This is a genomic window from Planctopirus sp. SH287, from assembly GCF_056500625.1.
The window spans coordinates 5,360,171-5,372,393 of the sequence record NZ_CM151403.1; the positions used below are offsets into that span (position 1 = coordinate 5,360,171).

The 12,223-nt window shown below is 55.4% G+C and carries 8 protein-coding genes; 3 read left to right on the plus strand and 5 right to left on the minus strand.

Features of this window, described 5'->3' with window-relative positions:
• Positions 1-13: 13 nt before the first annotated feature.
• On the minus strand, positions 14-1,567 hold the full coding sequence (cysS, locus tag SH287x_RS19950; RefSeq protein ID WP_479516164.1) for a cysteine--tRNA ligase: 1,554 nt from the start codon (positions 1,565-1,567) through the stop codon (positions 14-16).
• Positions 1,568-1,873: 306 nt separating this feature from the next.
• On the opposite strand from cysS, the gene SH287x_RS19955 reads away from it, so the two are divergent.
• Entirely contained in the window at positions 1,874-2,836 is a 963-nt protein-coding gene (locus tag SH287x_RS19955) for a polyprenyl synthetase family protein (protein WP_479516165.1), read from the plus strand.
• A gap of 334 nt (positions 2,837-3,170) precedes the next feature.
• Complete coding sequence (dxs, locus tag SH287x_RS19960) at positions 3,171-5,063, plus strand: 1-deoxy-D-xylulose-5-phosphate synthase (protein ID WP_479516166.1); 1,893 nt, start codon at positions 3,171-3,173, stop codon at positions 5,061-5,063.
• A 274-nt stretch (positions 5,064-5,337) separates the two neighbouring features.
• Here the strand turns inward: dxs and SH287x_RS19965 are convergent, their stop codons facing one another.
• The 4 genes from SH287x_RS19965 to SH287x_RS19980 all read right to left on the minus strand — a co-directional run bounded on the left by SH287x_RS19965 (position 5,338) and on the right by SH287x_RS19980 (position 11,508).
• Positions 5,338-5,709, minus strand: a complete 372-nt coding sequence (locus SH287x_RS19965; protein WP_479518745.1) for a group II intron maturase-specific domain-containing protein — start codon at positions 5,707-5,709, stop codon at positions 5,338-5,340.
• Positions 5,649-6,029, minus strand: coding sequence for a reverse transcriptase domain-containing protein (locus tag SH287x_RS19970; protein WP_479516167.1), 381 nt, complete (start codon positions 6,027-6,029; stop codon positions 5,649-5,651). The genes SH287x_RS19965 and SH287x_RS19970 overlap by 61 nt, the downstream gene beginning before the upstream one ends.
• Positions 6,017-6,427: a reverse transcriptase domain-containing protein gene (locus SH287x_RS19975; protein WP_479516168.1), complete on the minus strand. Its 411-nt coding sequence runs from the start codon at positions 6,425-6,427 to the stop codon at positions 6,017-6,019. Before SH287x_RS19975 ends, SH287x_RS19970 begins: the two co-directional genes overlap by 13 nt.
• Positions 6,428-7,242: 815 nt before the next feature.
• Positions 7,243-11,508, minus strand: a complete 4,266-nt coding sequence (locus SH287x_RS19980; RefSeq protein ID WP_479516169.1) for a hydantoinase B/oxoprolinase family protein — start codon at positions 11,506-11,508, stop codon at positions 7,243-7,245.
• Positions 11,509-11,871: 363 nt separating this feature from the next.
• On the opposite strand from SH287x_RS19980, the gene rpmF reads away from it, so the two are divergent.
• Positions 11,872-12,060, plus strand: a complete 189-nt coding sequence (rpmF, locus tag SH287x_RS19985) for a 50S ribosomal protein L32 (protein WP_479516170.1) — start codon at positions 11,872-11,874, stop codon at positions 12,058-12,060.
• The last annotated feature ends 163 nt before the right edge of the window (positions 12,061-12,223 follow it).

The window sequence follows — 12,223 nt, forward strand, 5'->3', positions numbered from 1 at the left end:
CGTGATCAGTCGATTAACCCTTGCGCCAGAGGGTACCATCGGGGCGATCCTCCAGTGTGAGCTTGAGTTCTGTCAGTTTGTTGCGGATCAGGTCAGCGACGGAAAAGTTCTTGGACTTCCGGGCGTCGGCACGGATCTGGATGATGAGTTGCATGAGTCCATCGAGCAGTCCATCGTCAGCGGAGGTCTCCTTTTGCCGTGGTTCACGGAAGACACCCAGCAGCAGGCCAAGTTCTCTCACGAGAGTCATGGCGTCGGTCAGCAATTGGAGATCGGCTGCTGAACCTGCCCCCGTTTCGAGCTTCTTTTCCGAAATAAATCCATTGATCACGCGGCGCATTTCAAAGAGAACGCCCACGGCCCCGCCAGTATTGAAGTCATCGTCCATCGCATCGAGATAGCGATCTTTCAACCCGTTGAGTTCAGCCGTAATGGCTTCCTGATCGGGAGCATGGGCCGCTAATGGCTTGGAATCGCTGCGTTTTGTGGCCGCATTGAGGGAATAGAAATTGTTCTTTGTTAATCGCTCGTAGAGGTCGAACAGCCGGAAGAATCCTTCGAGGCTCTTGCCCGTTTCGGCGATGCGTTCCAGGCTGAAATCAATGGGGCTGCGGTAATGCGTGGCGAGCAGGAAGAAGCGGACGGTTTCCGGGTGATGATGAGCGAAAACAGCGGTCTTTACCGATTCGGCCCCGGCGGAACCCGCCAGCTTACCGGCAATCTGAGAATCGACATCGCCCTTCTTGTCGTGTTGGCCGCCAACCTTGCCGGCCTGACCACTGGCCTGCATCAATCCGTTGTGCATCCAGTACCGGGCGAAGGGATGGCCCGTGCAGCTTTCACTCTGAGCCAGTTCGTTCTCATGATGCGGGAACATGAGGTCAAGCCCACCGCCGTGGATATCGATGGAGTCGCCGAGGATCTTCTTGCTCATGGCCGAGCATTCGATATGCCAACCAGGACGGCCGGGGCCCCAGGGGCTGTCCCACGCTGGTTCACCCGGCTTGGATGACTTCCACAGCGCGAAGTCGGCGGGAGATTCCTTGCCATCCCGCGATTCAGCACGGGTGCCGGTGAGCATTTCTTCGATACTGCGGCGGCTCAGCTTGCCGTAATCTTCGTCTTTGGTGCAGCGGAAGTAGACATCGCCATTGAGCGGATAGGCATACCCCTTTTCAACCAGCTTGCCGATCATGTCGAGCATGTCGCCGATATGGCTGGTGGCGTAGGGGAAATGATCGATGGAATCAACACCCATCAGTTTGAGGTTATCGAAATAGTCGTCGGTCATCTGCTTGGCGAGTGCTTCGACCGTCATCCCTTTTTCGTTGGCTTTGTTGATGAGCTTGTCATCGACGTCAGTGATGTTCACGACGAAGGTCACATCATAGCCCGAATAAGCCAGATAACGTTTAACCGTATCAAAGATGACGGGGCCGACCATGTGGCCGATGTGGGCGGGCTTATAAACCGTGGGGCCGCACAGGTACATTTTGACCTTGCCTGGCTCGACGGTCTGGAAGGTTTCCTTCTGACGAGAGAGCGTGCTGTAGACGCGGAGCGGCATTGCATCAATCCGTGATGAATGGAGGGGTGGCGTAATCCGTAAAGCCAGAAATCATGGCTGCTTCGGAAGAATAGCACGCGACGGACTGTGCGCGAACAGCAGCCGATCTCCCAAGTGGGCTTTATAAAATCGGTTCTCAGCAGAGCCGGCTTAAAAACGGGAACAACAGAGACTTTCGAACACCGTGATTTTGCTGTAGCTTGTTGTCAGAAAAGGGACTTGCAAGTTTTATTTTAACCCGTTGTCATAACAAATCACTCCATTTGTTCATGTCAATTTGATGATTCAGTACCGCAGGGATGCGAAATGTCGGCGACCCATGCTCATGCATCTCAATCGTCTGTTGCAACGGATTCGTCTTTGAAAGACGTGGCGGTCGATTTTTCTCAGCACCTGAATGCTTTACGTCAACAGGTTGAAGTGGCGATGGATGCGGCTCTGGGAGTGACTCCAGAGGTCACCAGATCTGTGCCGCAGTCGCTGTTTGATTCGATGCGTTACAGTGCCTTAGGTGGTGGTAAACGTTTGCGGCCCGTGCTGGTTCTGCTGGCTTGTGAAGCCTGCGGAGCCGATCCTCATCAGGCAATGCCGGCGGCGGCGGCGCTGGAAATGATTCACTGTTACTCGCTGATTCACGACGATCTGCCCGCCATGGACGACGACGATTTGCGTCGCGGGCGGCCCACAAACCACATTGTTTATGGCGAAGCCACAGCGATTCTCGCAGGTGACGGCCTGCTGACACGGGCCTTTGAAGTGCTGGCGACTGACATTCCCAACAAAGAACTGGCGTTGGCCTGCGTGGCTGATCTGGCATCTGCCGCAGGATGGTGCGGCATGGTTGGCGGTCAGGCGGCTGATCTGGCAGCTGAAACGATCCCCATCACCACGTTGTCAGAGTTAGAACAGATTCATCGTCGTAAAACCGGGCGGTTGCTGGCATGTGCTTTGACAATGGGTGGCCGATTGGGAGGAGCCTCTGCGCAGCAATTGGAAGCACTTTCCCGATATGGATTCGCGATCGGATTAGCGTTTCAGATTGCCGACGATTTGCTGGATGTTGAGGGAACTTCGGAAAAGCTGGGAAAACAGACACAAAAAGACGCCCAAGCCGGCAAGGCCACTTATCCCGGTTTTCTTGGTATCGAGGCCAGTCGGCAGCGGGCAGCGGATCTGGTGAAACAGGCGTGTGAAGAGTTGGAAATGTTCGGGCCGCGAGGCCAATGGCTGGGCCATCTGGCACGGTACATCATCGAACGTGATCATTAAGGACAAATAAAAAGCAGGCAACACTCCGGGGGTGATCCTCGGGAGAGACGGGCGGGCTGGTGCCGTGTCACGGCTTTGTCTTAGAGTTGATGTCGCCGTAACGCCCTCCGTTGTCGGACTTAGCAACAGAAGAGACCCGAATTTTATACTTTGACAATGTACGAGTTAACCAGGAAGTTTTCCTGCGGTTCATGGGTAAGATTGCTGCATCATCAAAGTGGCAGTGGCTGACATGAAACCAGGATTTCGATGCAAATCACGAATGGAATCGACTTTTTTCTCAGCAAGCCAAACTCCTTCGGGAGCCACAAGCTGACTGGTCAGGAAAACGATCATGCAGATGGAATTTCTTCCACGGATCACTTCTCCCAAAGATCTGGAGAGACTGACTCCTCCCCAGTTGATTCAGCTTGCCGATGAGATTCGCGAGGCGCTCTGCGGCGTCGTTTCGGATCGGACGGCGCACTTCGCCAGCAATCTGGGCGTGGTGGAACTTTGCCTTGCGCTTCATCTGGAGTTCGACTTTTCCCGCGATCGGCTGATCTGGGATACGGGCCATCAGATCTATCCTCACAAGCTGATTACCGGGCGGTTTGCGTCATTCCCGACCATCCGGCAGCGTGGGGGATTGATGGGCTTTCCAAACCCTCAGGAGAGCGAATACGACCTGTTTATGACGGGCCATGCCGGCTCAAGCCTATCGACAGTGCTCGGTCTGAAAGCCGGCGATGACCTTCAGGGAGAAGACCGCAAATCGGTTGCTGTGATCGGCGACGGGGCACTTCCCTCGGGAGTTGTCTTCGAGGCGATGAACAACGCGGCTGAACTCAAAAAAGACATGCTGGTCATTCTGAACGACAACAAGATGGGGATCTGTCCGCGTGTGGGTGGCCTGGCTCAATATCTCGATAAAGCCCGCGGCGCACCGATGTATGATGGGTTGAAGAGGGATATTTCACGATTTTTGAAGTCTGTCCCTGTGGTGGGGGAAAGCGCCAAGCAGACACTTTCCCAGATCAAAGATGCCGTCAAGGGGATGCTGCATGGGGGCATGCTCTTTGAAGAGATGGGCTTTAAGTATATTGGCCCCATTGATGGCCACGATCTGGCCACCCTCCGGCAGTATCTTGCGATGGTCAAGAAGATGAAGGGGCCAGTGCTCCTGCATGTCTTCACCAACAAAGGTAACGGCTTCCGTCCAGCTTGCGATGATCCCGTCACCTTCCACGCACCACCGCCATTTCAGCGGGATATCTACGGCCAGATCGTGCAAATGAAGTCATCATCGGGTCGGGCCTATACGAACGCGATGAGCGACTCGCTTTATCAGGCCATGGAGAAAAATCCCAAGGTCTGCGTGCTGACAGCGGCCATGTGTGAAGGAAACAAACTCAGCCGCATCCGACATGATTTTCCGGAACGATTCTTTGATACCGGCATTTGTGAAGCCCATACCGTCGCCTTCGCTGGCGGCATGGCCAAGGCCGGCATGCGGCCTGTCGTTGATATCTATAGCACCTTCCTGCAGCGGGCATTTGACCATATCTTCCAGGAAGTCTGTCTTCAGAATCTGCCTGTCGTTTTTGCGATGGATCGCGCGGGGATCGCTGGGCCGGATGGGCCGACGCATCACGGCGTCTATGACATTTCTTACACCCGCATTTTTCCACACATGGTTTGCATGGCGCCTGGCGATGAAAGCGATGTCGAGCCGATGATGGAACTGGCTTTGTCGATCGATCGGCCGGTCGCCATTCGTTATCCCAAGGCCAATGTTGAGACCATTCCCCGCACAATCACTCCGGTAGAACTGGGGAAAGCGGAGATCCTTCGTGAGGGGCTGGATGGAACACTGGTCGCCTATGGCACACTGCTGGCCAGTTGCGTTAAAGCCACTGAAATTCTCCGGAATGAACACGGCCTTGATGTGGGGATTATCAACGCCCGCTTTGCGAAGCCGCTTGATGAAGAATGCCTGTTGGGTGTGTTGGAGCAGGGCTTTGTCATCACCATCGAAGAGCATGTGCTGGCCGGTGGCTTTGGTTCGGCTGTGTTGGAAGCGGCGTCACAACGCGGGGTCTCGTGTGATCGACTGAAGATTCTCGCCCTGCCTGACCGCTTTGTCGAACATGGCGAACGCGACGAATTGCTTGCCGAATGTGGCTTGAATGTTGCGGGAATTGTCGCAACGGCACTGGAAATGGCCGGGAGAGAAGTGACCACTTAATCTGCCAGGGCTCTTCAAGTTCAAAGCACAGGGTGCCGCATGCCGGGTTACAGCTGGGTAGCACAGGTTAGTCGTCAGCGACCTACCTGTGTGTTGGAGGCAAAAGAGTTTTGTTGCCAGAAAACCTCTCTTGTGGATCATTAGGGATCTTAAGTTCAACTCAGTGAGGCAGGGCGATACACCCATAGGGGTAGGGAGATCTTACTGGATTGAGTCCCCCTCCCTCCGAACCGGACGAGCGGGTTTCCCGCATCCGGCTCTCCGGTTGATGGTTTTACCTTCGTGAGGATTGACAGGCCGAGGCATGGGCTGTGGTTAGACTGAACAGCCCTTGTTTGGCGAAGAACTTAATCGGCCAGGCGATACTATCGCGTTTGTGATTCGCATGGCCCCGCCCGCCTAAGCGACGACGCAGCAGAGTTCGCAAACGCATTCGCAGCCAGCCGTCCAGATCCCGGTAGATTGATCGCCTCGTGCTGTGCTGGAAGTAGTTGAACCAGCCATGGAGCGTTCGGTTCACATCCGTCACAATGCTCTTCAGCGATTTTCCCGAGTTTCGACGTGTTTTCTGCCGTAATGTGTCTTTCAGTTTCTGGAGGCTTTTCTTGCGAGGGACGTGTTGTGCCCCCCGAAATTCATAGCCCAGAAAGGCAAAGCTTTCTGCGGTCGCGTCGACGTTCGTGTTTTGGTGGGATGCAGTGTGAGGCCGTTGTTGGCGACCCATGTTTGCACCTGTTCCAGTGCTACGATCGCCTCGTCGGCTGTCCGGCACAGGATCACGAAATCATCTGCGTAACGAACCATCTCAAAGCCGTTTCGAACCATTTGATGGTCCAGCGGATCGAGATAGATATTACTTAACAGCGGACTGAGGACCGCGCCTTGCGGCGCGCCGGAGGTCGGTGTCCATTCCGTTGTGGCATCCAGAATCCCCGCTTTCAGAAAGGAAGCGATCAGAGACAGCACCGGCCATCCGAGACCTTCTCCTCAAGGCGTTTCATCAGGTTGTCGTGAGGAATCGAGTCGAAATAGCCTTTGAGGTCGGCATCCACGACGTGGACGTATCCGGCTTTCAGCAATTGATCGACTCGTCGAAGTGCGTCTTTGCAGCTCCGTTTCGGGCGAAATCCATAACTGTGTTTCGCAAAGTCACGTTCGAAGATGGGTTCGATCACATTCACAACTGCCGCCTGTACGATGCGATCCCGAACCGTAGGAATGCCTAACGGGCGAGTTTCTTTCGTACCTGGCTTGGGTATCTGAACGCGACGAATTGCCTGAGGTCGATAGGTACCGTCCCGGAGTGTATCTGATAATTGCCAGATGGCTTCTGGTAATTGCCGTCCGAACTCCTCTGTGGTCACGTGGTCGACACCCGGGAGCGCCCTTGTTCTTGGCCACTTGTTGATATGCAGCGAACAGATTCCGTTCCGCGAACACCTTGTCATAGAGCCTGAACCATTTCTGTCCTTCCACCCCCGCAAGGAGGGTCGTCAACATGCGAGTAGTCCAGACGCAAGGTTTGGCAATCGTCCACAACGGGTGTGGTTCGACTGCTGCTCCGGCTTGTTGAGCCTGAGGCACTGACGCCGGTGGTGCTTCCTGTCGTCTGGTCATCTCGCCTTTCATCTTCCTGCCGCCACGGGCGGTTGCAGCGGCGAGGGAGATCTTTTCACGCATTACCAAACGAGAGATTTGGCGGAAAAACAAACCGGCCTCGCCGGCCTTCGCTCCCCCAGCATTACCCGGCTTCAACGCGACTATGGTTCCTCTGACTCCTGCCCAGGTCAGTCACCCGGACAGGTCTCTTTGCTTAATGAGTCTGAACTTCCCACCATTCCGTCTCCAATCACCTGAGTGCTTCGACGATCGCTTTGACACGTTACCCATCAGCGTCGTCGGCTTCTCCATTACTGGAGTCTGGGCTTCACCTTAAGAGGGCAGGCTCGCCAGACACACCGGCCGAATCGAGTTCACTTGCGTTGCGGACTGGCAGTTCGCCTTCCGTTGCTCCCCACCCCATCTCACGATGACGCAGTTACGGTCGGCTACAGGCCGGAGAACGTCTCCCTGAAAAGGACTTGCACCTTTCTGTTCAAACTCACTCACAAACGCACCCTCCTGTGCCTACAGCACACAGGTAGCCCGAAGACGACCAACCTGTGCCACCCGGTGAGTGCTATTTCTCTTGGGAATGCTTGTCTGGAAGAGGATTCCAGCTGCCGCCGCCGGGGGTTTGGATGGTGATGGTGTCGCCCGGTTGAACGGTGACCGAAGCCTTGCCTCCCAGATCGATGGTTTCGCCCGTCTCTGCTCGTGTCAGGAGGTTTTTTCCACATGCTCCGGCTTCACCTCCCGCAAGGCCATACGGTGGATAGGGGCCGCGTCGCTCGGAAAGGATCGAGAGTGATAGCGGTTCCAAAAACTCGATCTCGCGGATGACGCCGTGCCCTCCGCGATGCTGTCCCTTGCCCCCGGAATTCTGACGAATGCCGAAGTGTCGGACTCTCAGCGGATAGCGCTGTTCAAGAATCTCGGGATCGGTGAGTCGGGTATTGGTCATGTGGGAATGGATGGCATCAGCGCCTGGGCCGCGCGAAGTGGCGCCGACACCGCCGCAAATCGTCTCGTAATAACCGAACTGAGCATTGCCAAACGTCAGGTTGTTCATGGTTCCCTGGCTGGCGGCTGCAACTCCGAACAACCCCAGCAGGACATCGACAATCCGCTGAGAGGTTTCGACATTTCCGCCTACGACAGCCGCACAGTTTTGAGGATCAGAATGAGCGGGCGGGTTCAACAGACACTCGGGCAGGATCAATTCCAGAGGTTCCAACACACCACTGTTCAGCGGGAATTGATTGTGGGAATGCTCCGCATCATGCCATTCGAGCAATGACCGCATGACATACATTACGCAAGACGTGACAATCGCCCGGTTGGCATTGAGGTTGCTGGAAAGGACAGGTGATGTTCCTGTGAAATCGAGCTGGCAACGGAGGGTCGAAGTGGTGGCTGAATCTTCCCTACCATTGATCATGCGAGACGTCACGCGAATGACGGAGCCATCATCGAGATGATCGATAAATTCGCGCGGCTCTGGAGGGAAGGTGGCCAGCATTTGCCGGATCTTGGTCGCGGCAATCTGCTTCAACTGGTCAAGACAGTTCTCGAACCGGGCCAGCGACTGTTCGCGGACAAACTCGCTGACCAGTTCCATGCCACGGGCGTTTGAAGCCATCTGTGCCACAAGGTCGGCGATATTCTGGTTGGGCATCCGTGAAGGGAAGGGCGGGGCGGTCAGTTTCTCACGCAAGCCCGCTTCATCAAATGCGCCCCGATGGACAATTCGCAGGTTTTTGAGCAGGACTCCTTCATCAGCCAGCCTCTTTGAAAAGGGTGGCATACTTCCCGGAACGATTCCGCCAATCTCGGCATGATGAGCACGATTGGCGGTGAAGGCGCACAGCCGGGGTTTTCGCGACTCTGTTTCCTCTTGAGAGAGTGGATTGTGTGGCGTTTCGTCGATGAAAACCGGCGTTATCACGGTGAGGTCAGGCAGATGGGAACCGCCGCCAAAGGGATCGTTCGTCAGGAAAACATCACCTGGTTCCATCTCGGGATAAGCGGCTAACACCGACTTGATCGACTCACTCATGGCTCCCAGATGCACCGGAACGTGAGGGGCATTGACCACCAGTTCCCCCTGGCTTGAGAAGATGGCACAGCTGTAATCGAGCCGTTCTTTCACGTTGACCGAAAGGGCAGTCTGCTGGAGTTTGACTCCCATTTCATCAGCGATGGATGCCAGTCGCTGATGGAAGACTTCGATCTCCACAGGAGACAACTTCCCGTTGTTTGCTGGATGATGATGGTGATTTGTTGAGGGAACCAATGGGCAGCGAGAGAGCAAAAGTTCTCCCCCTGGGAGAAGCTGCGCGGTGTAATCCGGCTCAACGACTGTTGTGGTCGTCGGATCCGAGATGAGCGCGGGGCCAGTGACCGTCTCTCCTGGGGAGAGTTCACTGCGGAGGTATCGGGGAGCGTCTTGCCAGCTTCCTTTCAACCAGATTTTCAATGTTCCCGAAGAGGCCGCCGCCTTCTTTGATCGAGGCATGGCAGGAACAGGAGGACGAGGTTCGCCAGCGGAAACCTCGCCTCGAACGGCTACAACTTCCAGTGTCGCCCCGGCTCGGTCATATCCATAGCGCTGCTGGTGCAATTGGCGGAAGGCGTGCGAAAGCTGTTCGTTCGAAGCCTGCGAGGGGGCTGCGGGCCAGTCGACTTCCAGTGATGATTCTGAACCGGCATATCGAATCACAATCGTTGTTCGTGGGGGCTGCATGATTTGCTCGGGCCGCCGCTCCATTTCCACCTGTTGACGCAGTTCTTCCGTGAGCGAGGAGACCATATCGGCCAGCTCGTTGGCCGATATGGAGCCTGTTCCCACTCTTTTATTGTGGGTGTTTTTATTGAGAGCATTTGAGGCAATCGATGTTGTGGGTTTGATCTCAAGGCTGCGATAAATGGGCCGCTCATCCCGTTTGGTGAGGTCGGCTTGCCGCAACCCGTAGGCGCAAAGCAGAGCCGCCAGCGGGTGGATGAGAATTCGCGGGATTTCCAGCAGGCGTGCAATCCCACAGGCATGTTGAGCAGCGGCGCCGCCAAAAGCGACCAGCAGATACTCTTCAGGAACCAGCCCCTTCTGGATGGAGATTTTGCGGATGGCCCGTGCCATGGTGGCATTGGCAATTTCGAGGAATCCTGCGGCGAGTTCTTCCATGGTACGAATCGGCAAGACGTCGTTTGTTGAAAGATTCAATCCTTCTTGCAGCCTTTGGAAGACTTCGTTCAAACGCCGTTCGGTCGCTGCTCGATCAAGCGGAAACGGGAAGCGGCTTTCGTCAATCCGCCCCAACCAGACATTGCAATCAGTGATCGTGAGCGGGCCACCTTGTCCATAACAGGCCGGGCCAGGCGAAGCACCGGCACTGCGCGGGCCAACGATCAACTGGCGTCCCGCGACATCACAAAGGCTTCCGCCTCCCGCCGCCACAGTTTCAATCGCCAGTCGGTCGCCCACCAGCTTGACCCCGGCTTTCATCCCTTCAAATTCGTGCATGAACTCCCCGGAATAGTGGGCGACGTCGGTGCTGGTGCCGCCCATATCCAGGCCAATGGATTTTGTAAAACCCGCTGCTTCCGCCGCACGGGCAAATCCGATCACGCCACCGGCTGGCCCACTCAAAACGCTGTCGCTGCCTCGAAATTCGCTGGCTTTGACCAGCTTTCCGGAACTGGTCATCAACCGCACCTGATCCCGGTTGATGCGCTGCGTCAGGCTGTCCAGATATGTCCGCAGAATGGGCGTGAGAAATGCATCAAGAACGGTAGTTTCCGTTCGCGGTACCAGACGCGGAACGGCAGCCGTTTCATGGGATGTGCAGACTTCCTGAAAACCTGTCTCGCGGGCGATTCTGGCGACAAGCTGTTCGTGTTGCGGAAACTTCCACGCATGCAGAAACGAAATCGCGACGGATTCAATGCCTTGAGTTCGGAGTTCTTTCAATTGCAAAGTGACTTTGGCTTCATCAGGCGGCAACAAGACTTCGCCATTAGCCGTCAGTCGTTCGTCGATCTCAACAACCGTGGTAAACAGAGGTGCTGGCTTGTGGATTTGCAGCGAAAAGAGGTGCGGTCGCTCCTGAGATCCGATCAAGGGAAGATCACCGAATCCCCGAGTTGTCAGAAGTGCGGTTTTGGCTCCGGAACGGGTTAAAAGAGCGTTGGTGCCGCGAGTGGTGCCCAGCGTCAGCGAGATTTCAGGAATGGGCTGATCGAGGGAAAGATTCAGGATCTGGCGCACTCCCAGAAAGGCGGCTTCTTCGTAGGCTGTCAGATCGTAGGGTGTGCCGACAGGGGGGATGATGATTTCCTGTGTCTCTCCAGCCTGTGTCTCTCCAGAAAGAGGCAGCGGGCCAGCTTTGGCTGATCCGTTTGGCGCGGGGCAACAAGCCGTCATTCGGGCCACATAAGCTGGCGGTGCAGACGATTGATCGTGAGGGTTCTGGGGCATGGCCGAAGAGGCAGTGGACGGGACAGGGATTCTCTCGTGACGTGCAATGACGACTTGTTGTGGTCGCCCCTGAGTGTCATGAAACAGGCAGGTGTATTGAGTGAAGAAACCTGTTGGAAAGTCTCCCAGCGTGCTGTCATGCCATTGATGCATGGCCGGAGTGGTTTGATCACAGAAACCTTTCACACATCCGGAGCTTAAGCACTTTCTTGCCTGCAACTCACCCGAAGGCGATTGAGCAATGATGTCAGCGAATGTTCCTCCCACATCGATCCAGAACCTCCAATGACCTGTTGAATCCGTTGGCGGGGTGGTCGATTGGTGGGACGGCGGGATGTCGGATGTCTGGTGGTCAGTCTGGTGATTCATGATGGACGATACGGTTTGACAATACGGGCAACGGCAGCTCGTTACTCGTAATAACCAGTCTCCTTTAAGTTCTTGCGTGAGAAGATGTCACAATTCACTGAGATGATTTGATTGGCCATTGAAACGTCCCCTTTGCGGAGGGGAATTCCCCACTCCCCAGCCCCACAATAAGAACTGTTCGCAAGGCCAGTGATGATGCCCCATTCTGGCGTTGCTTGACAGTTGTTTCCCGAAAGGAATACCATTTCCTCTTCCAAAACAAATCCCGGCGGGGCCGACAGTTACGCGAAATCTTGCAAATGCAGGAGTGTTTCAGGCGCAACTGTTTTCCGCACTGTATCTTACGTTGATCGGAAATGAGTCATGGCAGTTCCCAAAAGACGGCAATCCAAGGGACGTTCGCGTCGCCGTCGTAGTCACGATTTTCTGACTCCACTGCAATTGGCCAGCTGCCCCCAGTGCAGCACCCAAGTGCCAACCCACGTCGTTTGCCCGACCTGCGGTTACTACCAGGGGCGAACGCTGGTTGCTGACACCGAAGTTCAGGACTAATTGACTTTCGCCGTGAAAGAGCGGCGATGATCAGCTTGTAACACCCAGCAATGGAAGATGTTGCACTGTAGCGGCCCTAAAATGAAACGTGGCACGGTCTCGTTGAGGCGTGCCACGTGAGTTAGAGGCTTAACATCCCATTTTTGACTGTATGTGGTCAAAC

What these genes read in the sequence shown, in the direction of transcription:
- cysS (WP_479516164.1), bottom strand. Translation starts at nt 1,567, where the DNA reads ATGCCGCTCCGCGTCTACAGCACGCTCTCTCGTCAGAAGGAAACCTTC.
- SH287x_RS19955 (WP_479516165.1), top strand. Translation starts at nt 1,874, where the DNA reads ATGTCGGCGACCCATGCTCATGCATCTCAATCGTCTGTTGCAACGGAT.
- dxs (WP_479516166.1), top strand. Translation starts at nt 3,171, where the DNA reads ATGCAGATGGAATTTCTTCCACGGATCACTTCTCCCAAAGATCTGGAG.
- SH287x_RS19980 (WP_479516169.1), bottom strand. Translation starts at nt 11,508, where the DNA reads ATGAATCACCAGACTGACCACCAGACATCCGACATCCCGCCGTCCCAC.
- rpmF (WP_479516170.1), top strand. Translation starts at nt 11,872, where the DNA reads ATGGCAGTTCCCAAAAGACGGCAATCCAAGGGACGTTCGCGTCGCCGT.